Consider the following 24,048-nt stretch of genomic DNA (forward strand, 5'->3'; position numbering starts at 1 on the left):
AAGGAAATCCTAAAAAACCCATCATAGCGGCTTCAATATGTACGATTTTCATAGAATAGAAAACGGCAGCCGAACGTGAGGCGGCCGCCGTTGTGACTCCGTTCAATTATCGTTCACGGTTAGATGCAGAACATCATTTCAGTTGAGCCAATAGCTGCAAGTATCGCTTCACATAGACGGCAGGGCTGTATTCCTGCCGGATCGCAACGAGTCCGTTGGCAATCAACGTATTCCGCAGCTTCTCTTCTTTCATTACTCGACTCACGTGTTCTACTGCATCAGCAATATGACCGGGCTTATACAATAGACCGTTTCGCCCATGCGTAATGATTTCATTTTTACCGGGAACGTCCGTGCTGATGATTGGCACTCCGACGGCCAGCGGTTCAAGAATATGATTGCCGAGCCCTTCGCGGATCGAAGGCGAGAGGATGACGCCTCCCGAGAGCTGGACCTCCGTGAACACTTCCGGCATGAAGTGATTGGGGACGTTATACATGAACCGGCTGATGCCCAACAATCCGATTCTTTTGCATTCGTGTTGGACGAGCGCCAGTTCATCTCGATTGGTGGGATTGCAGATGAACCATGGCTCGATGTTGTCTATGGCGTTTAGTCGCGCGCAGATGTGAACGAACTCCAACCAGTTCTTGCTGCGTTCCATTCGCGCGGCGAACGCAATGACCTTGCGCCCTTTCCCCGGCTTCGGACAATCCTTCCACTTCCGCTCCTCGGGCTTAATCAGATGGAACATCGGATCGACGGCATTGCCCTCTACGAGCACTTGGACGTTGGCGGTTAATTGCGCCTGGACCAGCGGTTTCAAGTACTTGGCGATACACATGACGGCATGAACCTTCCGATGGCGGCCGATCGTTTTCAGCGTGCCGGCAATTTCCCGATTCCATCCTCGAACCTCGTAGAGCACCTTGCCTGTATAGGTTTTCGGTACGCATGACAGAAAATGAAGCGCGTAAATAAAGGAGATGACATCATAATTGCCAATCTGGATCTGCATATGGAACTCGGCCGGAGTCCGCACATAATAATGGACGATCTCCTTGAAAATATATTCGCCCTCGCTCTTATCCAAAAAAACGACTTCAGCATGAATGCCATGCGCACGCAGCGCGCGTATCCGGTTCCGGAGCGTCGTTTGCAGCCCTCCCACCCTGGAGCTCGGCGCAACATACAAAATTCTCAATCTCTTAGCCCCTCCCGTCTACGATCTCGTGTTCGCCTAGAAACCCTACTCTGCGCCGTGCGAGCCGTCTTTGCCGTAATAGTCGATATACCAGTCCACAAACCGGCCAATCCCTTCCTGAACGGTCGTCTGCGGTTTAAACCCCGTCGTCTTGAACAGATCCGTCACGTCCGCATACGTCTCCGTCACATCCCCCGGCTGGAGAGGAAGCAGTTCTTTTTGTGCGTCGATCCCCAGCTTTTCTTCCAGCACGGTGATGAAGGTCATTAGCGGAACCGGATCGTGATTCCCGATATTATAGACTTTATAAGGAGCGGTACTGGAGCCCGGATTCGGCCGGCCGCCGTCCCAATCGGCATCCGGTTTGGGCGCGAGCGGTATGAGCCGCACGATGCTCTCCACGATGTCGTCGATGTAGGTAAAATCTCGCTTCATCCTGCCATAATTGAATAATTGAATCGGCTTGCCTTCCAAAATGGCTTTGGTGAACAGAAATAACGCCATGTCCGGCCTTCCCCAAGGACCATAAACCGTAAAGAACCGCAGTCCCGTTGTCGGCAGACCAAACAGGTGGCTGTATGTGTGTGCCATCAGCTCATTAGACTTCTTCGTCGCAGCGTACAGGCTAATCGGATGATTAACCGGCTGCGACGTGGCGAACGGCAGCGCGGTGTTGAGGCCGTACACCGAACTGGTCGATGCGTAGATGAGGTGCCCGATTCCGTGATGACGGCAATTTTCCAGCACATTCATGAATCCGACGACATTGGACTGAATGTAAGTATGAGGGTGGTCCAGGCTATACCGGACGCCGGCCTGAGCCGCCAAATGAATCACGGCTTCCGGGCGAAACCGTTCAAATAACGCGGTCATGGCACTGCTATCTTCCAAATCCGCTTGAACGAACAGGAAGCTCGGATCCTCCAACCGTTTCAATCGATTTTTCTTTAGCGAGACCGAATAATAATCGTTCAAGTTATCATAGCCAGCGACGGAATGGCCATCCTCCAACAGCCGCTTGGATACATGAGAACCTATGAATCCGGCACAGCCGGTTACTAGAATTCGCACGACGGATCCCCCCTTTCAAGAACAGCATATGTGAAGCCCTCCAGGAATGAACGGCTATTCCACTACTTGCGGACAAAAAAATCTCTCATAACCCATTCAATTTCATAATCCCTTTCATAAATTAGTAGAAGCTGAAACATAGTCAAAGGAGAATGGGGATTACATGAACATTTTGCTGGTGGCCGATTATCCCGGCTGGGCGTTCGATCATATCGCCCAAGACCTATCGGCGCAAGACATAGATGGGATTCAGTTCGAAATCAACTATTATTCCAATGTGACGGCAGCCGATCAAGCCCGCTTCGATCTGATCTATCCGATGACGGTCTCGATTGCGCAGCGGCTGCATAAGATCGGGATCCCCTTGGAGAAAATGGCGACGGGCATCACGTCATTGGTTCCCTATGAGGCGCAGCTGGCGAGCGGTAGATTGCCGGGAGAATTTCTGCGGCTGCTTCGGATGATGCGCGGCGTTAACACATACTCGAACGAAATCGTCCGCCTGTTCAAGCCCTACTTTCCTCTGCGCAAGACGAGAGTGGGGATCGATACGGCGCTATTCAAACCTGCTCCCGTCAGCCGGGCCGGCTCATTCAGAGCGGGCTGGGTCGGCCGAATCGATATCCCGGCCCGGCGCGAATTAAAGGGGTATGATCTCGTCCGGTCCGCGCTGCATGGATTAAAGCTCGAACTGGAGATACGCACCTTCAAGGAGCGGTACGTCCCCCGCGAGCAAATGATCGGCTATTATCAACGGCTCGATTGCCTGATCTGTTCAAGCCGCACGGAAAGCATTCCTTTTCCGGTATTGGAGGCGGCCGCCTGCGGCGTGCCCGTCATTTCCACGCCGGTGGGAATCGTCCCCGAACTGATTCGGAGCGGACAGAACGGAATCATCATCCCCCGGACGGCGAACGCGATTCGGAAAGAGGTCCTTCAATTCATGGCGAATCCTGGCGAACGGCAGAAATTGGGACGCAATGCCAGAGATACGGTCGTGAAGCAATGGTCGTGGGACGTCTGCAAGCGAGATTGGGAGGCTTTTTTCAAATCGCTCTAGTGACCCATTCATGCTCACGATCCCTTTCATCTCATCGACGAAGGAGAATGGGGTAAGATGAATATTTTGCTGGTGGCCGATTATCCCGGCTGGGCGTTCGATCATCGAGCCCAGGATCTATCGGCGCTTAACCTAGAAGGAATCCATTTTGAAATCGGCTATGTTTCCAATGTGACGGCCGCCGATCAAGACCGCTATGACCTGACCTATCCGATGACGGTCTCGATTGCGCAGCGACTGCATCGGATCGGAATCCCCTTGCAGAACATGGCGACAGGCATCACTTCCTTAATTCCCTATGAGACGCATCTGGCGAGCGGCCATTTCCCGAGCGAATTTATACGGTTTATACAGCAATTACGGGGCGTCAACACGTGTTCTCAAGAAATCGTCCGCCGCTTCAAGCCCTACTTTCCTCTGCACCGAACCAGAACGGGGATCGATACGGCGCGTTTCAAGCCTGCTCCCGTCAGCCAGGCCGGCTCATTCAGAGCGGGATGGGTCGGCCGAATCGATCTCCCGGCCCGGCGCGAATTAAAAGGGTATGATCTCGTCCGGTCCGCGCTGCGCGGATTACCGCTTGAACTCGAGATACGAACCTTCAAGGAGCATTACGTCCCCCGCGAGCAAATGATCGGGTACTATCAACGGCTCGATTGCCTGATCTGCTCGAGCCGAACGGAGAGCATTCCCCTTCCGGTATTGGAAGCTGCCGCCTGCGGCGTGCCCGTCATTGCCACACCGGTGGGCATCATACCCGAACTGATCCGCAATCGGCAAAACGGAATCATCATCCCCCGGACGGCTAACGCGATTCGAAAAGAAGTCATGCATTTCATGATGGATCCAGGCCAACGTCAAATGATGGGACGCAATGCCAGAGATACGGTCGTGAAGCATTGGTCGTGGGACGTCTGCAAGCGGGATTGGGAGGTTTTTTTCAAGTCGCTGCGATAAACGTGGAAGACGAATAGACACCCTCGCCGGATGCTAGCGGCAGGGTGTCTATTCGATTTGTGCCGTTTATGGCCCATCCGGTGGCGCCCTTTATGGTCCAGCCGGCGGATCAACGTTGGGGTCCTCCGCTGCAGCGGGCGAAGGCGCGATTCCGAGGGCGAGCGCCAGCCGCCTTTTGTTCTCCAGCAGGTTCGCCTCGCCGGGCAAGTACGAGAGAGCATGCTCGTTATGCTCGTACGCCTCCCGCAGATGCCCGAGCTTGGCAAAGCAAAGACAGAGCTGGACATGGGGCAGCCATGTCTGGTAGGCCACATTCACGACCCCCATGTACCCTTCCGCCTGCCGCGACTCCAGCGCCCGGCTGTACCAGTAGATCGCGAGCGCCCACTCTCCCCGTTCCTCGAAGCATCCCGCGATGGTACAGCAGCTGTCCGCGTGCGGAACATCATAGTGAAACGCTTTGAACAGGCTATCCAGCTTCTTCTCCTTCCGTCCGAGGTGATGGTAACACTCGGCGAGCTTGCCGCATGCCGCAATCCGGTCCTCCCGATACCCGGTGGGCTCCCGGAAATACGTCTCGTAGCATTCGGCCGCTTCCTGATACCGCCGCTGGTCCAGCAGCTCGTTCGCATAGAAGTACAAATTGCGTCCTTCCAGCTTGCCGCCTCGTTCCATCCACTGCTGCATGATGCGCATGTTTCTTGCCGAATGGTCGCCCTCCCGGTGATGGGATACCGCGATATCCGTATCCAGCGCCTTCCCGCCCGTCACATCCAAATATTCATGGATCGGATTATGCCAGCGATAGCCTTGGCTCCGTTTGACCAACCGATACCGGCGCGAGATTGTGGTCGCATGTCCCGCCATATCGAACGCCAGATGATAATCGCATATGATGGCGTCCGGTTCCCAGGACAGCGCCTGCTTCAAGCCGGCGAACTTGCCGCGGTCTTTCTCGTAGAGCACGTCGTCCGCGTCAAGCCACATGATATAGTCCATCGTTGCCTGTTCGAACGAGAAGTTGCGCGCGGCCGCAAAATCGTCCCGCCACGGGAAATCGAAGATGCGGTTCGTATAAGTAGCGGCAATCTCCTTCGTGCGGTCCGATGACCCGGTATCGACAATGATGATCTCGTCCACTAGATCGTGAACGGATGCGAGGCATCGGCCGAGTACATGTTCCTCGTCCTTGACGATCATGCATAGACTGACCGTTATCATGGACACTCCCCCTCCTCTATACTTGCATATCGACTCAGCCGTCCAATCACGATGTTCCCGAAAGCATAGCATAGGATATAGTCATACCACTTTGGTTCAGAAGGAAGGATCGCGGTTATGTTGGATCTCGCGGGTCTGCTTGGACGGATTGAATCGGCGCTTGACCATAAACGACCCTTATCTCTCGTTCGAATCGGGGACGGAGAAAATTTGATCTTGGCTCAGAATTCCGTCTGGACCATGGAACAAGTGCTCCGTGAAGCATGGGCGAAGAAAGCGAATATGGGGAAGAAAGGGGTGAATCTCCCTAATCTCGCCTTGAGGGATGAAATGGCCGCTGTACTGAAACAGGCCGATATTGTGGGCATTCTCCCTGCAGGCGATCGGACGATCGGCGTCCCCGAGTATCTGAAACGCGAGTTGACCGATAAAGTATTTGCGCATTTCAACATTCAGCCCCGCTGCACGTGTCATGCCAGCGTCAACCGTAAATTAGCCCATTATCCCGGATTCTGGAATCTCCTCCGGGAACGAAAAGTGCTCATCATCACGTCCAAGGCGGATGAGCTTCGCAAGGTCTTGGAGAACAAGCCGTATCATCTTCATATCGTGGAGGCGCTCGCCTTCTCGCACTATAATGAGATGCAGACGATCCGGAACTGGTTGACGGCCCATCCCGACCAGTTTGACGTTGCCCTGATCTCCTGCGGCGTTAATGCCGTCATTCTTGCCCAGATGGTCCGAGAGCTGACCGGTAAGGTTGGCCTCGATTTCGGGAAGGGAAGGAACGTCTTGTTAAAGGAACGGTTTTAAATCGTCCCCCCGCCCAAGCGAATAATCTTTGCCTTGCCGCTCATTCCCTTCAGCGTATTCCTGGCATCGTATACGAGCGGCACTTGGTCGATAATGCGCTGCAAGGGCAGATCATCGTGGTCTACCGCAATGATTGCGCAGTCGTTCAGGCCTTCCTCGTTCTCACTGAATCGGTAACAGGCAAGCTTCTCCCCCTGCACCGTAATTTCGGGCACATAGGGATCATAATACGATATGAGGGCGCCTTCTTGTTGAAGCCGTTTGATCAGCTCGATCGAACTGGATTCGCGGATATCGTCAATATTCGCCTTGAATGTGACCCCTACGACAAGAATCTTGACACCCGACAACGACCCGCGGGATATGGCCTCCTTGATGCCTTCTACGACAAAGGCGGGCATGCGATGATTGACTTCTTGCGCGATCGCGATAAACGAGCTTGACGCTCCGAATTGCTTCGACCTCCATTGCAGGTAGAGCGGGTCGACAGGAATACAATGACCGCCTACTCCCGGACTAGGATAAAACGCCGAGAATCCAAACGGCTTGGACCGGGCGGCTTCGATGACTTCCCAAACATCGATGCCCATGCGGGTACACAGCTGCGCGATTTCATTGATGAAGGATATATTGATGAACCGGTAGGCATTTTCCAGCAGCTTGGTCATTTCGGCCGCATCGGTGGATGAGATCCGGACAACCGTTCGGAACACGGTCTTATACACGTCCTCCACCGCGCCGGCGCACTTCTCCGTGATGCCGCTGATCACCTTGGGGATGACCTCAAGCGGATAGCTCCGATTCCCCGGGTCGACGCGTTCCGGCGAATAACCCAGATAAATATCGGTGCCCACGATGAGACCGCTTTGCTCCAGCATCGGCTTCAATACTTCACGGGTCGTTCCAGGGTAGGTCGAGCTCTCCAATACGATGATTTGGTCTTGGCGAAGATGGTCGCGGACGTCGGCTGCCGCCTGCAGCAGATACGTCATGTCCGGCTCGTTGTCCTCGGTTAGGGGCGTCGGCACGCAAATAATAATGACATCGGCTTCCTGTAATCTGCGTCTATCCTTGGTCGGAGAAAATCGATGACTCTCCAAAGCCGATTTCACTAGCGAATCGGGAATATCCTTAATATAGCTTCTTCCTTCGTTCAACGCTTGCAGCTTCCGATCATCCAGATCGATGCCGATGATGGTGTAGCCATACTGGGCGAATGCCATTGCGAGCGGCAGTCCCACATAACCGAGTCCGATCACCGCAACGGTTTTCCTCGTGCTACTCACTTATCAGGCCCCCCTCTCTCAATAGCTCCGCGATCGCTGCTTTATCCATTAATCCGGCATTGGAGTGATACTCGCTGAAGGCCACTTGGTGGAGTTGGCTGTAACGCTCATAGCTCCCATATAAGCTGGAGGATGGAAGAATCATATAATACTGCTCGGAGAACTGCCGCGTGTAGGGCACTTCGCTTTTGGAGATGAGTACTTCATCCAGCCGTTCTCCGGGACGCATGCCGATCTCTTTGCAGGACGCCGGTTTGTTGCCCGAGAGCTCCATCAGTACGTTGGCCAGATCCGCGATCCTGCAGGCCTTCATCTTCATCACGAACGTTTCCCCGCCCTCCGACTCCTTTGCGGCAACCAGCAATAATCGGATCGCTTCGGATATCGTAAGAAAGAAACGGGTCATGTCGTTGTGGGTTATCGTAACTTCTTTGCCTTTGCGAATTTGATCCATAAATAACGGGACAACGCTGCCGCTCGTGCCGAGCACGTTGCCTCCCCGCACGCATACGAACCGGGTGTAATCGCTAAGTAAATTCGCGTGGATCATTAACTTTTCCCCGATGGCCTTCGTTAAACCGTACGTATTCATAGGGTCGACGGCTTTGTCGGTGGATACGTTGATGACCTTCGTAACGCGCTGTTTTATACTCGCACGAATCATATTTTCGGTTCCAAGCACATTCGTCTTCAGCGCCTCATCCGGCTGATCTTCGCAGACATCCACATGCTTGAGGGCCGCCAAATGAAACAAATAATCGACTTCTTGGCAGGCGTCATGGACGGCGTGATAATCCCTGACGTCGCCTATGATGAACCGCAGCCGGGAATCCAGCTGGAAATCCCTCTTCATCAGCACTTGCGCGTATTCGTTACGGGAAAAGATTCTGATTTCTTTCGGATGCTCGTTTAAGACGGCTTCCGTCAGCTCTCGGCCCCAAGACCCCGTGCCTCCCGTGATAAGAATCGTTTTGTTACGAAACATCCTTCTTCCCCCCTGTATTTGAATATGCGTTTACGATCAGCGTGTTTTGGCCTTCCTGCATAAGCGGTGTCCCCTTTCCTTGCAGCCGGTGCTAAACTTCTATTAATTTATGAGAGCATGCAAGAATCGGTATGGACGATCTTAATAGGATCAAGAAAATGTTCTTGATAGAGAAGCGATACCGCCATTCAAGTCCGGATTATCGAATGGACCATTCGGATGAATTCAGCCGCGCGAACGGCGGACGTATGGTGATGATGAACGAATTCGCAGCCCTGTCTGGCGATTTGGCTGACCAGGGTCTGATTCCGCGGGGCAGCGTAGAAATCTACCTTTTCCTGATAATCGGCTTCCGATATCGATACGAAATGCTTGCCTGGTTCAAAGCCCAGATCCAGCAAATCCTGATTGCAAGGCGCGAGCAGCAGCGTATTGCAGGCGGGAACCTCGAAATATTTGCGAAGGGGGTAATGAAGGATGGAGTCGCAGGAGAGGAAGATTCGGCTTCGGTTGATTTCCCTGGCATAGTTCTGGCCGATCCAGGCGTTCGTTGGATGCTGGACCTGAACATAACCCGGATGCTCGTGATATACGAAACCCGGGCGGCCTCGATAGCGGTTAAGCATTTGGAGCCGAAGCGGGTAATATTTTCGGTCTACATAGCCCATGAGGAGCAAGTCAATGCGTTTCGTTAACCGGTAATCCCGAAAGACGGGCGCATGCGCGAAATGCGGCAGCCATCTCATTCTGGATACGTATTCCGGATACAAGTGGATAAAGGCGCTGCGGTACATCGAAAAGATCACGGGAACCCGGTGCTGCTGGATGAATGCTTTGCGTCCCTTGACGTCGAAATGGAGATCATGCATGATGATGCCCCATGGGATGGACAGCCGGGCAAGTCCTTCGATTCTCGGACAATGGGTATCGCGTAAATCATTCAGCAGAATAAAGTCCGGCTTGAACCGCAATTGCTTGAGAATGGCTGAAATATCGCCGTCCTCGTGATGCAGCTCGAGGTCTGCATAGGCTTGCAGTTCCTGTTGGAAATAATAAAAACTCCGTTCCATCCGTTGGCTGAAATCACGCGTGATCAAGAGCAGCTTCAGTTTTTTCAATCGTTCCATCTCCCTTATTCGCGAATATGCAGGGGCCCGTACGGGATGAGACTTCTCCTCTTGCACATGGGAAAGGACAGGAATCGCTTCCTGCCCTTTCTTCGGTCCTACTGCAGTTGTACCAGTCCGCTCGTGAATGAGAGATAGGAGATTAGGCGGATGTGGAAGCTTCACCGGAGAAGACTTCCGGGCCGTTGCGGACCGACGTGGTTGCACCGGACACGAACGACGTGTAGACCGTTTCCAATGCGGCAGGGGCAAGCAGATCCTGCGCGGTGAAAGCCGTAATCTGCGTCGTTGCTACGGCGGTTACTACTCCAACAGCCGTGTAAATGACATTCGCCGCGGAGTAGCTGGCTCCCCGAACGATTTCGATCGTGTACGTGTCTCCGAAATCACCGCTAATGCCGATCGTCCCTGACAGAGTAACAATCGGATTCGCGACGTTTTGCGTTTGAAGACCGATAATACCGAACAGAGCCGGCGTCGTGGTTAAAGCTGTTCCTGGCGAGCCAACCGTGTTGGAGTTCATGGAAGAACGTTTATCCAAAAATGTCCCCATCATTAATCACCTCCTAATCTATGGTTAGTATATTGAAGACTCTATTAAAGGGTTTGGACAAACGTACTAGGGGAAGCGTTCATTTTCATGCGTTTACATGTTCGGGGACTTTTTTCTCGCGGCCGACAAGATCCACAGCAGCAGCGGAACCGCGATTCCGCAGATGGGGATAATCGCGTCCTGCCATAGTTTCTGAAACATGATGATCCATGTCTGATTCGGAACCATAATCGCCGAGATGAACATGAGCGGCGCTCCGAACAAAATCATTTTCCGCCAGTCCTTGATATTGAGCCAGTTTGACATTTCGTAGCTGGTCAAGAACAAATATAGCGACAGCTTCGCAAACACGCCGAAAACCCAAACGTAGATGACGAAGATATCGACGTTCTGAATAAAGTTCAAAATGTTGATGGACCGTACGATCATAAAATACGGGAACCTGAACTCGGCGGATAAATTAGGGCCCATAACGAGCAAAACCATTAAGGTTGCGGCGAACACGCCGAGTATGGTCACCAATAGGCCGATCATCGATCTAGACATCGCCTTTTCCGGCTTATGCATGAACGCAATGACCGACAGCAGCATGAAGGTCTCGCCGAAGAAGGAACCGGGAGCGGCCGAAGCCTTCGCGACTTGCTTCCAGCTTATGTCGTTGAAAACCGGCGCCAGCTGACTCCAATCTACATTGCCCTTACTCAACACGAAGGTGAAGAACATGGTGATGACGGTGAGCGGGCCCGCGATCTCGCAAAACCGCCCGATCGATGTTATGCCGCCGGTAAAGGTAATATACGCCATCAACGCCACCATGAGCAGCTCGATCAGCCATACGGGCGTCTGATCGAGCAGGATCAGGTGGATAAAATCGGCGAAGGAGCGGAGCACGTCGATCGATAGCATGTACCATGCCGCAAAGTACGGCAGCACGATCGCTCGGCCGAACCATTTCCCGAGCAGCTTCTGACTGTACTTGACCAGGGTCTGGCCGGGATGGAGCATACTCACGCGAACAGCCAGGAAGGTCAAGACGACGCCGATCAGGCCGGCGAGCAGCATCGATATCCAGGCGTCCTGCCTGGCCGTCTCGATCGCGGGCGATATTCGGAGCCAGACCTCCATGACTAATTCGGAGGTCGCGATGATCCACACAACCTGATTTCCTGTCAGCTTCACAAGTCGATATCCCTCCTGTCCCGCCGGCAACGCAGGCATTTAGCCGGCTTTGAAATGACGCATCAAGGATGAGCTGGACTGCCCCGGGTCCTTGCATTGAATGTCCACCTTCACGGTGATATGAACCCGAGGAAAGGTTGCCTTCCACTTGGGCCTTACCGTTTTCCACTGCACGGGTTGCTGCTTATGGAAGCTTTCCCCGAACGCGAATATATCCGCTTTGTACTGCTTCTGCACCTTATGCACCATTTCGGCGACCGACGTCTGAGTCGCCTCGCTTAGCGCCTTCTGAATGGTCGCGAGATCTTCCCGCTTCGTCGGATCAAGGTTGGAATTGTTCTCGACGATTGTGCCTTCGCCGGTTAAATGGACGTCAACGTCGATTTGCGAACCCGAAGGTTTGACGCGAACCTTATGCTTGAGCGTCTGGAGCCTCACGCTGACGTTGCCGTCGCCCTTCTTGACGAGGGCGGTGATGGCGAATCGGTTCAGTTTGCCGAGTATCCAATTCGTGTACAGCGCTTCCCTAACATTCAGGAAGCCGATCAACTTGAGGTCGTCATCCTTGTTAATAATGGCTCCTCCCGCATACTCGTACTTATGCACGGCATTCAGGCGGATCAACGGCACCAGCGGCTGCGTCGTCTGGCTCATCGATTCCGACAGGAAATTCCGGAAATAGTAAGGCTTCAAGCCCATCGACCTGATCTCCCGCGCCAGAGTCGGCGTAATGATGGGGTCGAAGATTGGCGTAATGGTAAAGATGTCCTTCGCCTCGGCGTTCTTCACCACGAATATCGAGGAGCGCAGTTCCGATTGCGGGTTGCGGATGAAAATATCCATAAAGCTGCCAATTCCGTGGGCGGCCATTCGATGACCGATAATAATGGTCTGGCGGTGACCGAAGAAGAGCGTCCGCGAAACTTGCTTCTGGAGATTTTCCACCGCGTCGTACACGTTCTTGCCGCTTGCCTTCATCATGCGGAAGCTCTGTTTCTTATTGCCGCCGCCGTCTTGCAAGCCTCCGATGCCTGCAGGTACGACGATCTGGGAGCTAAGCATGACCTCCCCTTCCTGCGTATAATCGAGCCCGGACCCGAGGACGAGCGCCTGCTCGTCCGGCTCCTGGAGATTCCAGCAGGCCGTTAGCGGCACGAACAGCAGCAGCGGCAGAATAAGCTTGCCCGCCCGCCTCATGTGGGCTCAGCCTCCGGCTCGGACTTCTTAACTTGCTTGCGGGGCCGCCGCACCACGAGATCCTTCAGCCTGCGGGAGGCAAGCGGTGCCACCGGGCTGAAATACGGGGTGCCGAACGAGCTCAGGTGGATCATATGAATCAGAATGGCGATGATCCCGACGGCCATCCCGAACAGGCCGAAGATGCCGGACATAATAAGCAGCGGAAACCGGAGCATCCGCAGCGGATAACCGGCGCGGTAGCGCGGAATGACGAAGGAAGAGATACCTGCGGCCGCGACAACGATAACGATCGGCGCTGAGATAATCCCGGCGCGAACCGCCGCTTCGCCGATGACGAGCGCCCCGGCGACGGTGACGAGCGGTCCGATCTGCGTCGGCAGGCGGATGCCGGCCTCGCGCAGTCCCTCGAACATGAGCTCCATCAACAGCACCTCGACGACGGTCGGGAACGGCGCCTTCTCCCGCAGCATCGCGATCGTAGTCATGAGCTTGAGCGGCACCATCTCCTGATGATAGTTGGTCAGCGCGATATACAAGGACGGGAAGAGGACCGAGAAGAGGATGAACCCGAAGCGGATCCAGCGGCTGAAATCGACGAACAAGAACCGCTCGTAGTAATCGTCGGGCGCCTGCAGACCGCCCCAGAATGTGGCCGGGGCAACGATGACGAACGGTGAACCGTTGGTAATAATGGCGACTTTGCCTTCAAGCAATTCGGCCGCTACGACGTCGGGTCGTTCCGTGTTGCCCATCTGCTGAAAGGGGGTGAAATGAAAGTCCTCGATCGATTCCTCGATGTAGCCCGATTCGAGAATGCCCTCCATTTCGATCTTGCCGATTCGCTCGCGGACGGTCTTCAGCACGTCCATGGAGACCTTGCCTTCAATATAGGAGATGACGATTTCCGTCTGCGACAAGCTGCCGACTTTATGCGATTCCATCTTCAGCTTCGGCGTCCCGAGTATGCGGCGAAGCATGGTGGTATTGATCCGAAGGTTTTCGGTGAAGCTTTCCTTGGAGCCCCGGAGCGTCGCTTCTTCGGTAGGCTCCTCGATGCTGCGGGTTTCAAATTGCTTGATATCCGCGATAAGCGCGTGCGGTTCCCCGTCGACCAGCAGGGCGAGGTGTCCCTTCAGGATCATCTCGGCAATCGCGGTCGTATCGGACAGCTTCATCGTCTCCAGGATGGATATGAGCTCTTGGTCGAACATCTGGGCGATGCTGTCCATCGCTCCGAGACCTTTCGGCAGCCCATTATAGAGGAGCGGCTTAAGCACGTGTGAAGAGATGATAGCGGTATCGATCATGCCGTCGGTGTATATCAGGAGCAGCTTGGGCTGGTCGTTAATCGTAATCTGACGGAATTTGACATCCGAACAATTCTGAAAAATGTCTTTGAGAACTCGTTCATTCTCTGTGAGGTCTGCGCCAATGTGCATGATTGTTCTCAACCTTCTTGAAGGAGTGTATATCGATACGCATGTTATATCTTTCCTTAATCAAGGAACATTATGCTGGTATGGAAACAGCGCTTCGAAGCGTTCTGAGCCTTTTTTCATCTCATTAACGCGGTGTCGCATTAAACCATTCGGCCAAAAACAAAGACTGTCGTAACTTTCCCGACAGTCTCGAACCGCTTGGCACGCGGCGGCTTAAGCATGTGTTCTTGTCCTCAAGCAGCTGGCCAAGCCGCTGCTGGCAATCAAGGCAACCTATCGATTACATCGGTTGGATGGGATCGCCGTTCAAGATGTCTTCCACTTCTTGGTAGCCATCCGGGTAGGCGAAGTTATATCGCGCCGGAAGCGCAAATACGTATTTGTCGTTGCGAGTGAGTTCGCTTGGCCCCATAGGCGCCGCACCGATGAAGAACTTCTCCTGCTGGAGCGCGTTCCATTGCGCGATCGTAAAAACATAAATCGGGATGTCCTGTCTAGGCTTGTCAGCTGTCCATTCGGGATGGCGGATGCCGATAGACGCGCCGCTTTCGATAGCTTTGCCGTCTGCCGGATCTTGACCCGTCCATTTGCCCGTTACGATCGTGTACCCTTTCCAGCTGGCTGGCAGCGTGAAACGGAAACCATACTCGCTATTCTCATAGACGATTTGATTGGCGGTTGCGTCAGCTTGATTCGCTTGTGCAACGGCTGGGACGGACTGTTGAGCTTGATTCGCTTGTGTAACGGCTGGTGCAACTGCTTTCGCATGATTCGCTTGATTAGCGGATACGACGGCCGGTACGGATATGGCAACGGCAGCCACCAGCAGCAGCACCGCGGCGGCTCCTTTGTTTTTCTTTTTCATGTTTTAGTTTCTCCTCGTTATTTTCGCTTTGATTCAAATTAGGCGCAATGCCTCGATGGGCTTGTTCGCGCCCCGCTTGCAACTTCATATTACCGAGATCAGCCTCTTAAGGAATGACAGAACGGTAACGAAACCATTACAAGTCGGAAACAATACATTTTGATCATCGGTATCACGGTACCACTTTAACCTCCCCCCTATTCAACCCTCCCTCATCTCTTCGTTCGGCCCATAACGCAAGTGACCCGCAAAAGGAGTCACTTTGTTCAAAAGTGTCCTTCTTGCGGGTCACGGTTCAGATTTTAAAGCTGATTTACCAATAAAATACATGGAATTGATTCGGAATTAATGTTGGAGGTGCTATATTGACTGCGGAAGCTTGTCGAATCTCTGGCTATACCAAGCGGCTTCCGGAGCTCTATTATTCTACATCTTAGTTAGGAGGAACAATGATGAGACACATCCGCAAAAAAGGGGCTGCCCTGCTTGCCGCCACCGGCGTCGTCACCGTTACGCTCCTAGCCCCCGGAGCAGCGCTCGCCACGGCAGCGGCCCTGACGCACCCGACGACGCCGCCGCACCCGGGCGCAGGGCACGGCCACGCCGCCCATCCCGCGCAGCAGACCATCTGGCGCGGAGACTTCGACAGCTCCAGCTCCGCCTGGACGATCGAGACTGCCGGCGCCACCGGCGCTTGGCAGGGCTGGACGTTCACGAAGCGTGACGACTGGTTCGCCGCCGCCGAACCGCAGGGCGTTGGCTGCGATCCGGACGCCGATCAGCCGCTGGACAACAGCTGCTTCCTCGACGAGCGCAACCAGTTCTCCCGCGCGCGCGGCACGCTCGCCGTAGCTGACAACGGGATCGCGGCCGCGAACGGCGCCGTCATCGACAACGCGCACCCCGTCTCCACCGCATTGATCAGCCCGAGCGTCACCGTCGAAGGCCGCGACGAGGTCGAGCTCGTCTTCGCTTCGCACTACGAGCAGGCGCATAAGGCCGTCGCCCGCGTCACCGTATCGTTCGACGGCGGTAACGCGCAGGAGATCCTGCGCTATTACGGTGCGCGCATCAGCGACAACGGCGGCGGCGACGTGCTCTCCGGTCAGGAGGTCATTCCGGTGAATGTTCCCGCCAGGGCGAAGTCCGCTGTGTTTCGCTTCGAGTACACAAGCAACAAGCCCGAGCTGTACTGGGCACTGGACGACGTGCTTGTGCGCACGCCGCTCGCCCCGCTGGCTCCGAATGCGAAGGGTACGACGCTGCAGGTGTTCAGCGACATCCAGGGTGAGGGTCTCCCCTACCTCGACGCCGCCCTTGACCTGCTTCACCGCGAAGCCCCGAAAGCGTCAGCCGCGCTCATCGCCGGCGACATCATCAGCGGTCCGAAGGAGAATGGCCAGGAGGCGCAGCTCGCCGAGTACAAGGAGGTGAGCGACATCTTCGCCAAGCACAAGATGCCGCCGGTGTACCCCGCGATCGGCAACCACGACACGCGCAGCTCCGTGCTCAGCCTCGGTCAGCAGGCCGACAATTTCATCGCCTGGGCCAACCGGTGGGGCGCCAAGATCGACAAGACCTACTACGAGAAAGTGATCGATGGCATCCCCTTGATCGCGCTCGGCGCCGAAGCCGGCACCACGGCCGCGGAAGGCGGCGTCAGCGACAAGCAGGTCCAGTTCTTGAAGGACCGCCTCGCGTACTGGAAGACGCAGGGTAACCAGGTTGTCGTGATGGGCCACTACCCGTTCGAATGGTCGGTCTCCGGCACCTACGGCAGCTTCTACCAGAACAGCAGCCGCATCCAGGTGCTTGAGGACATCATCGGCCAATACTCCAATGTTGTCTACATCAGCGGCCACTCGCACTGGTCGCCGTACCTGCGAGACTGGTCGGGCCGCCCGGTGACCGAAGGCGGCGACCCCGACGGCTTCGCGGCGTTCAACACGGGCTCGCTGGCGATGGAGTTCGGTCCGAACCCGATCAACCCGTGGGATGAAGACTCGATGACCGACCGGCCGGAGTCGCCCACGGTAATGACCATCACGAAGTACGATGACCGCATGATCGTACGCGACTTCGACGTTTTGACCGGCGAGCAGATCCAGGAGCTGACCGTAGCGAACCCGCTCGCGGGAGACTGACCCTCTAAACTCCAAACGCTCCGTCTCGCCCTCACCGGGCGGGACGGGGCGTTTTCGTGCTACCGGAGAAGGCGGACCGCCTTCATCGCCGGGAAGAGACGCTTAGGCGTCTCTCCACGCGTCCAATCCGAGCAGCTTTCGGCCAAGCGGCGTTAGCTCGGGCGGCCCCTCGAACGCCGTTTGTTCCCACTTTCTCGGATCTCCGGGGAAGGCAGGGTGATGCTCGGGTGCGCTTCGCTCGCGCCACATCTTAACGCGCTGTTCCCTCGCCTCCTCGCTGCCTTCCGGGAACATCGTCATATATTGCGCGTAACGAGGGACCGTATTCCGGTTATGCCCGTTTCCGTGCGCCAGCAGCACGTCCCAGATGAGCAGATCTCCCGCCTTCCCGGGAATGGGCCGCGCTTCGTAGCCCGTCAGATCGGGAACTCGGGGATTACGGTCGGCGGGCTGCCGATCCAGATACTGCTCCAAGTCATGATAGATTTCCGGCACGCATTGAAACCCGCCCTGATTCGCCTCCGTATCCGCCAAATAGAGCACGCCCTGCACCCTGCGCCCTTTCGGTATCGGGCGCGGCAGGACGCTCGTATCCGTATCCCAATGAATGAAGCTGTTGTCCAGATGCTTCTTATCGGCTCTCATCGGCGGCTTCATGTTCACGCGGTCGATGCTCACCCACAGCTTCTCCTCGCCCAGCAGCGCGGCGAACGCATCATAGACGGCTTCCAGCTGGCGAATGTCCCACATCGCCTGATGATGATACAGCTCGACCATGCCGTCTCGGTTCATCACGCCTGGCGGCGGCGCATACCAATTCTCCGGGTCGGAAGCGTCCTTGCCGAGACAGGACCAGATCGCCTCGATGACCTTATCGCAATACGCTTTGGGCACGAGGCCTTCGAGCTTCACGTACCCGTTATGCCGAAAAAATTCAACCTGTTCCTTGGTGATGATCGCCATTTCCCATCCCTCCATGTTCCTGATCAGCGTCGGCCGAACCCTATCCCTTGACGGATCCGATCATAGCCCCTTTCACGAAATGCTTTTGCAAAAACGGATAAACGATCAAGATCGGAATCGTCGAGACCATAATCGCAGCCATCCGAACCGTGAATACATTCACCTGATTCTGAAAGCCGATGGAGAGTCCCGACTGTTCGGTGGCCGCGCTCGTGTTGCTGATGATATCATTGAGCACCATCTGCAGCTGCCACATTTTCTTTTCCGTCATATACAGGATGGAACTGAAGAAATCGTTCCAGTACCCGACGGCGATAAACAAGGCGATCGTGGCGATAACGGCGTTGGAAAGCGGGAGCACGATTCGAAAAAAGACGGTCAAATCGCCCGCCCCGTCGATCTTCGCCGCTTCCTCGAGCTCATCGGGAATGCCGCGAAAAAAGCTCAGCATAACGAAGATGTTCCAGGCCCCCATCGCATTCGGCAGAATGAGCGCCCAATAGGAGTCGATCATGCCCATCCCTTTGACCAGCAGATACGTGGGAATCAGCCCGCCGCTGAACAGCATGGTGAACAGGATGAGCAGCGCGATGGCCTTTTGCCCCCGCAGCCGCTTTCTCGAGATCGCATACGCCGTCCCCGCGGTGAAGAACGTGCCGATCAGCACGCCGCTCAAGGTCGAGATCACCGTCACCTGAAAGCCGGTCAGCAGCGATACGTTTTGCAGCACCGCCTTGTAGGCGGCGAACGAAAACCCTTCGGGCAGCAGGAATAATCCGCCGCCCATCGTCTGCTCAGGTTCGCTTAACGAGCCCATGACGATATACCAGAACGGATAGATCATCGCAACCATCAGGATGATAAAAAACAAGTGATTCAGCATATCAAACAACCGTTCGCCCTTCGATCGTCCAACCATATCCTCGCCTCCTACCAGAGCCCGTCTTGTCCGAATTTCTTCACGATTTTATTGGCCGACACGATCAAGATCATGGCGATCAACGACTTGAATACGCCGGCGGCGGTCGCATAGCTGTAATTGGCATCGGCAATCCCCACTCGGTAGACGTACGTATCGATAATGTCGGCGACGTCGTAGACGAGCGGGCTGTACAACAAGAAGATCTGCTGAAAGCCGGCTTCGAGAATGTTGGCCAGACTCAGGATGACGAGAATGATGATGACGGGCCGAATGGCAGGAAGCGTCACATGCCACATCTGCCTTCCCTTGCTCGCGCCGTCCATTCTCGAGGCCTCATACAGCTCCGGGTTTACGCCCGACATGGCCGCCAGATAAATGATCGTGCCCCATCCCACTTCCTTGTACAGATCGCTCGCCACGAGAATGGAACGGAAGTAATTCACATTGATGAGAAAATCGATAGGCTTCCCGCCGGAGGCTTTGATGATATAATTCACGAGGCCGTCGACCGGGTTCAGGAACGTAATGAGAATGCCGGAGAAGATGACCCACGACACGAAATGGGGCAAATAAATAATCGATTGCGTAATCCGTTTAAAGACCATGTTCTTCAATTCATTCAGCAGCAGTGATAGAAGGATGGGAACGGAGAAGCCCGCGGCCAGTTTATAGATGCTGATCACGAGCGTATTGCGCAAGATCTCGTAGAAATCAGGGGAACGAAACAGCTTGTCGAACTGCTCGAAGCCGACCCATTCGCTGCCCCCGATGCCGTTATAAATGTTGTAGTCCTGAAAGGCGATGACGATGCCGTACATCGGGGCATAGCGAAACACTAGAATCAGCAGCAGACCGGGCAGCAGCAGCAGATACAAGTACCTGTCGCGCACCACGTCCTTCCACAATCTCCGTTGGCCGGTCGACCTCAATTTCATTTGGACCGCGGTTTTGGCAGCCGGTTCCATTCGGACACCTCGTCTCTTCTTGAAATGGAAGAGAAGCCCCGGGTCGGAGCTTCCCCTTCCCCCTTTTGCGATTCGCCTTCGTCCGGTCTTCTACGACAACCTACTACTTATAAGGCGTGATGTTTTTCTCGTACCATTCGTCATACTTGGCGTATTCTTCTTCCTGCGCGCTGTACAGCGCGTTCGCTTCTTCATCGACTGCCTTGCCGCCGAGCTTCTGGTATTGATCGACGAAGGTATCGAATGCCTCGATGCCGAGCTTGCCGGTAATGATGCCCCAGAACGTCTCGTCGCGGGCCTTCTGGATGTCCGCGGAATATTTGTCCCATTGCGGACGGTTCGTCGCTTTGAATACGGCGATCTTGTCACGCATCGGCTGGGACGTTTCGGCCTTATACTCGAACAGCTTGGTCACCTCGGGCGTATTGGAGAGGTTGGCCGCGTCCTTGCGCGTGATGACCCAGGAGAAATTGTCGAGGCCCAGCTTGTTGGCTTCGTCCGGCGTGACTTTCCGGTTGTACAAGCCGTTATCCATCGTATAATGTTCGCCTTCCTTGCCGAAGCGGAGCAAGGTGTTGACTTCCGGCGAAGCAATGGCGTTGAGCACCTGCACCGCATCGTCGGCGGAGCCCGCGTCGGTCACGACCAGGTAGCACCAGCCTCTCGGGGCGGACGGAATGTCGGACTTGAATCCATCCGGTCCCGCCACCGGATCGATCGCGATATAATCGCCGCCGGGGTTGTTCTGTTTGAAATTGATGGCCGCGTTGCCTGTCGGATTGAAGTAGGCGACCCAGCGGTAGAACGCCCCGACCTTGCCGGACGCATAAATTTCGTCGACTTTTTCATTCGTATTGTTCGAGGCGCTGGCCATTCGGGGATCGATGACGCCCTCACCGTACAGTTGGGCGATCTGCTGCAGCGCCGTCTTGACCTGCGGCATGGTGGCCCCGTACTTGATCGTTCCGTCCTCCTGTTTGATGAACGCGTCGGGATCCACCCCATAGGCGTAGAAGAACGGCGCGAGACTGCGGTAATAGTAGTCGCCCGACAAGCCGTACGTGTCCTTCTTGCCGTTGCCGTCCGGATCGTCGTTCGTAAAGGCACGGAGCACTTGTACGAACTCATCCAGCGTTTTCGGCACCTGAAGCCCCAACTTATCGAGCCAATCCTTGCGGACGATCGTGGTCATGGTGCCGGCTTCGGCAACATCTCCGGGGATTTGAAACAATTTGCCGCTGGAATCCCAATGATAGAATAGGGTGTCCTTGGAGTAATAATCGATAATCTCTTTGCCGTATTTCTGCAGCGAAGGGGTGAGGTCCTGAATGATGCCCGCCTGGACCCACTTCGAATATTCCTTGGTATCGCCGGTCCATAGAATATTCGGCCGGGTATTCTTGGCGCTCATCAGCAGGTTGATCTTCGTATCAACCTCCGAAGACGGCAGGAAGATCGGGTCGATCGTGACCGGCCTCCCGAGCTTATCCGTCAGCTGCTCTTCTAACGCCTTCTCGCTCCACGCATCCGGCGTTTTCGGGCCGCCATTCAGCGTGATGCTGATATCCATCGGCTTCTTGGCCGCGTCGGCATCGGCTGCCCCGTTGTTCGCCGGCGCATTGTTACCGCCGTTCGAGCAAGCGGTGCCCAGCAGCGTGACGCCGGTCAGCGTCAGCCCGAGCCATTTGGCATTGATTCGTTTCTTCATCCGCAAGACCCTCCTTCATGTTCAACCGTCGATTGCAATCGCTTCCAACAGTCATGGGATCAACACCTCTGCCGTACTTTCGGGATGACCCAGTGAGTCCGATTAGTCCGGAAATACGCGGTCGAAGCCTGTTTTGGTCCGTCTCAGCAGCTCCTCGGGATCGCCTGCGGGCGGCTCCGGAGTCAGCACTTCTTGCGCTACCGGTCCGTCATAGCCGATCTTCTTCAATGCGGAGAGGAACCCTGTCAAGTCGATGACGCCTTCGCCTGTATAGAGACGGTCGTTGTCTCTCAGCTCCTCGATGGGCAAATCTTTGGCGTCGTTGATGTGGACGTGGACGATTTGATCCGCTTTCAACTGCTCCAGCTGAGACGGTGTAAATCCGGTCGTATGGCAGTGATAAAAATCAATCAGCAGACCGACATTCGGAAGACCGATGGCGGCGGCCATATCGAGCGTCTCCTCTACCGTCCAAATAAACGGATTCTTCCTGGATACGCGCCCATGGTGAGGCCCGACGAACTCCAGGCCGAACCGCAGCCCATAAGCGCCCAGCATCTCCGCGCACACGCGAAGCCGATAGATCGCCTGCGCCATGAAGCGGGCGGACGGCTGATCCGTGGAAGGCAGAATATACGTCACGCAGCGCGTACAGCCGAGCTCGGCCGCCGCGGCTGCCGACTCGGCGAGCGCGGGCAGCGCATGCCTGAATGCCGCGTCTGTGCCGCGCCAATCGACAGGGAGCCCGATCGCGCCGATCGCTACGCCGGTTTCGGCCAGCAAGCTTGCAGCCCCCTCCCGACCCAGCGAAGCTATCAACCCTTTCGCGTCGATGTCCACCGATTCGAAGCCGTATGCTGCCGCTTTACGAATAAATTCCTCGTTGCTCCATGTTGATCCCAGCCCGGCTCGCGTCAATCCTCTAATCATGAATTCGCCTCCGTTTCGAAAAATTCGACATAATAAAGCGCTTCCATCTCCTTATGAAAAAAAGACTGATGTGCCAAAGAAGATAAACACGAACCGTTACGATCGTTACATTATCGTCATTTTGCACACCAATCTGTCCGAGGTAAATTATAGCACCGCTGCATTTATGTGTAAACCTTCTTTTTCCAGTTGAAGTTATAGGTCGCATTATGCTCGAACCCTACGATTTTATCCTGCCTATTCCGAGGCTGAGTTTATTTGACAAACGATGTGATCTTTTGTTTCGTAAAGTAAACATATTTACATATGAACTGCACACTAGTTGACAAATACTTGCTGTCAACTACAATTAAATTCATACTCTTCTAAACGAAGGATTGAAGCCGGTGAATAAAAAAGTAACCACGTACGACATCTCCAACACACTCGGTCTTTCTCGAAACACGGTATCGAAGGCACTGAATAACCACCCCAGCATATCGGAAGCGACCAAGCAAAAAGTGCTTGAGCATGCCGTTGCAATGGGATATAAGCGAGTAACTCCCGGCCCCGCCGAACGGAGCGCTAGTACCCGAAGCACGAAGTGTATCGCCTATTTGACGCGAATCGACAGAAGCACGAACGGTTATTGGATGAATCTGATGAGAGGCGTCGAGGATGTACTCCGAGGCAGCGGTTACGACATGAAGATGTCCTTCATCCAAGACGAGGATATCCATGCCCTCTCGGCGCCTCCCCTGCTGAACGGCGCCATCGACGGATTCGTCGTGGTGGGCATGCTGGACAAAGCCTACACCGAGACCTTGCTGGCGCATTCGCTGCCGAAGGTTTTCATCGATTTGAATGCCGAGCTGCCGATCACCGACCTGAAAGCCGATGTGGTATTGATGGAGAGCGAGGAAAGCGTGTACCGGCTGACCCGCCATCTCATCGATTCGGGGCACCGCGAGATCGGATTTATCGGAGATACGTCGTCCCGAAGCTTCCTCGAACGCTGGATCGGTTACAGCAGAGCCCTTCATGACGCGAATATTCCCCCGCATCCCAGCTGCTGCATTACGCGTGCACCGTCCATACTCCCTCAATCCTATGAAGGCATTTCCGATACGCTTGGAGCGCTCGAACGGCTTCCGACCGCATTGGTATGCGGTAACGACCTCATCGCGCTGCACGCCATCCGGTTCGTGAAGGAGCAAGGCATGCGCGTTCCGCAAGACATCGCCATAGCCGGCTTTGACCAGATGAAAGAAACCGAGCTCCTGGATATTTCGCTCACAACGGTGACGAATAACGAGTTTCAACTGGGACAGCGGGCCGCAGCGGAGCTTCTATTCCGGATCCAGCGACCGAACAGGGCATTCGAGGTTATTCGCTTATCCACCAAGGTGATCTTCGGGGAAAGCACGCGTACGACCGCGCCGCCCAGCGAAGCTTGATTGGCCTGAAGCAGCTTGGA

Annotated in this window: 21 protein-coding genes; 5 read left to right on the plus strand and 16 right to left on the minus strand. The window is 55.0% G+C overall.

Annotation, left to right across the window (positions count from 1 at the left end; genetic code table 11):
- Positions 1-133 precede the first annotated feature (133 nt).
- The gene (locus ACFPB1_RS01685) at positions 134-1,204 is read right to left on the minus strand and encodes a glycosyltransferase family 4 protein (protein WP_379221188.1); all 1,071 of its coding nucleotides are present in this window, start codon (positions 1,202-1,204) and stop codon (positions 134-136) included.
- Positions 1,205-1,249: 45 nt separating this feature from the next.
- Positions 1,250-2,275 (minus strand): NAD-dependent epimerase, encoded by a 1,026-nt coding sequence (locus ACFPB1_RS01690; protein ID WP_379221190.1) that lies wholly within the window; start codon positions 2,273-2,275, stop codon positions 1,250-1,252.
- Between the two features lie 163 nt (positions 2,276-2,438).
- Here ACFPB1_RS01690 and ACFPB1_RS01695 point away from each other — a divergent pair, with 163 nt between their 5' ends.
- Both ACFPB1_RS01695 and ACFPB1_RS01700 read left to right on the plus strand, forming a co-directional pair.
- On the plus strand, positions 2,439-3,335 hold the full coding sequence (locus ACFPB1_RS01695; protein ID WP_379221192.1) for a glycosyltransferase family 4 protein: 897 nt from the start codon (positions 2,439-2,441) through the stop codon (positions 3,333-3,335).
- 57 nt (positions 3,336-3,392) lie between these two features.
- The gene (locus ACFPB1_RS01700; RefSeq protein WP_379221194.1) at positions 3,393-4,292 is read left to right on the plus strand and encodes a glycosyltransferase family 4 protein; all 900 of its coding nucleotides are present in this window, start codon (positions 3,393-3,395) and stop codon (positions 4,290-4,292) included.
- A 90-nt stretch (positions 4,293-4,382) separates the two neighbouring features.
- Here the strand turns inward: ACFPB1_RS01700 and ACFPB1_RS01705 are convergent, their stop codons facing one another.
- Positions 4,383-5,513, minus strand: coding sequence for a glycosyltransferase (locus ACFPB1_RS01705; RefSeq protein WP_379221196.1), 1,131 nt, complete (start codon positions 5,511-5,513; stop codon positions 4,383-4,385).
- 117 nt (positions 5,514-5,630) lie between these two features.
- On the opposite strand from ACFPB1_RS01705, the gene ACFPB1_RS01710 reads away from it, so the two are divergent.
- On the plus strand, positions 5,631-6,326 hold the full coding sequence (locus ACFPB1_RS01710) for a GT-D fold domain-containing glycosyltransferase (protein ID WP_379221198.1): 696 nt from the start codon (positions 5,631-5,633) through the stop codon (positions 6,324-6,326).
- On the opposite strand, the gene ACFPB1_RS01715 is transcribed toward ACFPB1_RS01710, so the two are convergent.
- The 8 genes from ACFPB1_RS01715 to ACFPB1_RS01750 all read right to left on the minus strand — a co-directional run bounded on the left by ACFPB1_RS01715 (position 6,323) and on the right by ACFPB1_RS01750 (position 14,960).
- Complete coding sequence (locus tag ACFPB1_RS01715; RefSeq protein ID WP_379221200.1) at positions 6,323-7,612, minus strand: nucleotide sugar dehydrogenase; 1,290 nt, start codon at positions 7,610-7,612, stop codon at positions 6,323-6,325. The genes ACFPB1_RS01710 and ACFPB1_RS01715 overlap by 4 nt on opposite strands.
- Positions 7,605-8,597, minus strand: coding sequence for an SDR family NAD(P)-dependent oxidoreductase (locus tag ACFPB1_RS01720; RefSeq protein ID WP_379221203.1), 993 nt, complete (start codon positions 8,595-8,597; stop codon positions 7,605-7,607). Before ACFPB1_RS01720 ends, ACFPB1_RS01715 begins: the two co-directional genes overlap by 8 nt.
- Positions 8,598-8,785: 188 nt before the next feature.
- Positions 8,786-9,715, minus strand: a complete 930-nt coding sequence (locus tag ACFPB1_RS01725) for a glycosyltransferase family protein (protein WP_379221205.1) — start codon at positions 9,713-9,715, stop codon at positions 8,786-8,788.
- Between the two features lie 151 nt (positions 9,716-9,866).
- A complete protein-coding gene (locus ACFPB1_RS01730) occupies positions 9,867-10,280 on the minus strand; it encodes a hypothetical protein (RefSeq protein ID WP_379221207.1) in 414 nt (137 codons plus the stop codon).
- 90 nt (positions 10,281-10,370) lie between these two features.
- Positions 10,371-11,456, minus strand: coding sequence for a GerAB/ArcD/ProY family transporter (locus tag ACFPB1_RS01735; RefSeq protein WP_379221210.1), 1,086 nt, complete (start codon positions 11,454-11,456; stop codon positions 10,371-10,373).
- Positions 11,457-11,495: 39 nt separating this feature from the next.
- Positions 11,496-12,653: a Ger(x)C family spore germination protein gene (locus tag ACFPB1_RS01740; RefSeq protein WP_379221212.1), complete on the minus strand. Its 1,158-nt coding sequence runs from the start codon at positions 12,651-12,653 to the stop codon at positions 11,496-11,498.
- Complete coding sequence (locus tag ACFPB1_RS01745; protein WP_379221214.1) at positions 12,650-14,095, minus strand: spore germination protein; 1,446 nt, start codon at positions 14,093-14,095, stop codon at positions 12,650-12,652. Before ACFPB1_RS01745 ends, ACFPB1_RS01740 begins: the two co-directional genes overlap by 4 nt.
- 280 nt (positions 14,096-14,375) lie before the next feature.
- Entirely contained in the window at positions 14,376-14,960 is a 585-nt protein-coding gene (locus ACFPB1_RS01750; RefSeq protein ID WP_379221216.1) for a hypothetical protein, read from the minus strand.
- Positions 14,961-15,412: 452 nt separating this feature from the next.
- On the opposite strand from ACFPB1_RS01750, the gene ACFPB1_RS01755 reads away from it, so the two are divergent.
- Positions 15,413-17,104, plus strand: coding sequence for a metallophosphoesterase family protein (locus ACFPB1_RS01755; protein ID WP_379221218.1), 1,692 nt, complete (start codon positions 15,413-15,415; stop codon positions 17,102-17,104).
- 102 nt (positions 17,105-17,206) lie between these two features.
- Here the strand turns inward: ACFPB1_RS01755 and ACFPB1_RS01760 are convergent, their stop codons facing one another.
- From ACFPB1_RS01760 to ACFPB1_RS01780, 5 genes are all read right to left on the minus strand, one after another.
- A complete protein-coding gene (locus ACFPB1_RS01760; RefSeq protein ID WP_379221220.1) occupies positions 17,207-18,067 on the minus strand; it encodes a phytanoyl-CoA dioxygenase family protein in 861 nt (286 codons plus the stop codon).
- Between the two features lie 40 nt (positions 18,068-18,107).
- Positions 18,108-18,986, minus strand: coding sequence for a carbohydrate ABC transporter permease (locus ACFPB1_RS01765; protein ID WP_379221222.1), 879 nt, complete (start codon positions 18,984-18,986; stop codon positions 18,108-18,110).
- 11 nt (positions 18,987-18,997) lie between these two features.
- Complete coding sequence (locus ACFPB1_RS01770) at positions 18,998-19,954, minus strand: ABC transporter permease (RefSeq protein ID WP_379221224.1); 957 nt, start codon at positions 19,952-19,954, stop codon at positions 18,998-19,000.
- Between the two features lie 103 nt (positions 19,955-20,057).
- Positions 20,058-21,662 (minus strand): ABC transporter substrate-binding protein, encoded by a 1,605-nt coding sequence (locus ACFPB1_RS01775; protein ID WP_379221226.1) that lies wholly within the window; start codon positions 21,660-21,662, stop codon positions 20,058-20,060.
- A 102-nt stretch (positions 21,663-21,764) separates the two neighbouring features.
- Positions 21,765-22,592, minus strand: a complete 828-nt coding sequence (locus tag ACFPB1_RS01780) for a sugar phosphate isomerase/epimerase family protein (RefSeq protein ID WP_379221228.1) — start codon at positions 22,590-22,592, stop codon at positions 21,765-21,767.
- Between the two features lie 386 nt (positions 22,593-22,978).
- Here ACFPB1_RS01780 and ACFPB1_RS01785 point away from each other — a divergent pair, with 386 nt between their 5' ends.
- Positions 22,979-24,028 carry a LacI family DNA-binding transcriptional regulator gene (locus tag ACFPB1_RS01785; protein ID WP_379221230.1) on the plus strand — a complete coding sequence of 350 codons (1,050 nt, stop codon included), beginning with the start codon at positions 22,979-22,981 and terminating at the stop codon, positions 24,026-24,028.
- Positions 24,029-24,048 lie beyond the last annotated feature (20 nt).

Source organism: Paenibacillus sp. GCM10023250 (assembly GCF_042653205.1).
GTDB lineage: Bacteria > Bacillota > Bacilli > Paenibacillales > Paenibacillaceae > Paenibacillus_Z.

Excerpts from the sequence above, each read along its gene's own strand:
- ACFPB1_RS01745 (WP_379221214.1), bottom strand. The coding sequence starts at position 14,095 with ATGCACATTGGCGCAGACCTCACAGAGAATGAACGAGTTCTCAAAGAC.
- ACFPB1_RS01720 (WP_379221203.1), bottom strand. The coding sequence starts at position 8,597 with ATGTTTCGTAACAAAACGATTCTTATCACGGGAGGCACGGGGTCTTGG.
- ACFPB1_RS01750 (WP_379221216.1), bottom strand. The coding sequence starts at position 14,960 with ATGAAAAAGAAAAACAAAGGAGCCGCCGCGGTGCTGCTGCTGGTGGCT.
- ACFPB1_RS01695 (WP_379221192.1), top strand. The coding sequence starts at position 2,439 with ATGAACATTTTGCTGGTGGCCGATTATCCCGGCTGGGCGTTCGATCAT.
- ACFPB1_RS01770 (WP_379221224.1), bottom strand. The coding sequence starts at position 19,954 with ATGGAACCGGCTGCCAAAACCGCGGTCCAAATGAAATTGAGGTCGACC.
- ACFPB1_RS01700 (WP_379221194.1), top strand. The coding sequence starts at position 3,393 with ATGAATATTTTGCTGGTGGCCGATTATCCCGGCTGGGCGTTCGATCAT.
- ACFPB1_RS01740 (WP_379221212.1), bottom strand. The coding sequence starts at position 12,653 with ATGAGGCGGGCGGGCAAGCTTATTCTGCCGCTGCTGCTGTTCGTGCCG.
- ACFPB1_RS01780 (WP_379221228.1), bottom strand. The coding sequence starts at position 22,592 with ATGATTAGAGGATTGACGCGAGCCGGGCTGGGATCAACATGGAGCAAC.
- ACFPB1_RS01760 (WP_379221220.1), bottom strand. The coding sequence starts at position 18,067 with ATGGCGATCATCACCAAGGAACAGGTTGAATTTTTTCGGCATAACGGG.
- ACFPB1_RS01765 (WP_379221222.1), bottom strand. The coding sequence starts at position 18,986 with ATGGTTGGACGATCGAAGGGCGAACGGTTGTTTGATATGCTGAATCAC.
- ACFPB1_RS01755 (WP_379221218.1), top strand. The coding sequence starts at position 15,413 with ATGAGACACATCCGCAAAAAAGGGGCTGCCCTGCTTGCCGCCACCGGC.
- ACFPB1_RS01730 (WP_379221207.1), bottom strand. The coding sequence starts at position 10,280 with ATGATGGGGACATTTTTGGATAAACGTTCTTCCATGAACTCCAACACG.
- ACFPB1_RS01775 (WP_379221226.1), bottom strand. The coding sequence starts at position 21,662 with ATGAAGAAACGAATCAATGCCAAATGGCTCGGGCTGACGCTGACCGGC.
- ACFPB1_RS01705 (WP_379221196.1), bottom strand. The coding sequence starts at position 5,513 with ATGATAACGGTCAGTCTATGCATGATCGTCAAGGACGAGGAACATGTA.
- ACFPB1_RS01710 (WP_379221198.1), top strand. The coding sequence starts at position 5,631 with ATGTTGGATCTCGCGGGTCTGCTTGGACGGATTGAATCGGCGCTTGAC.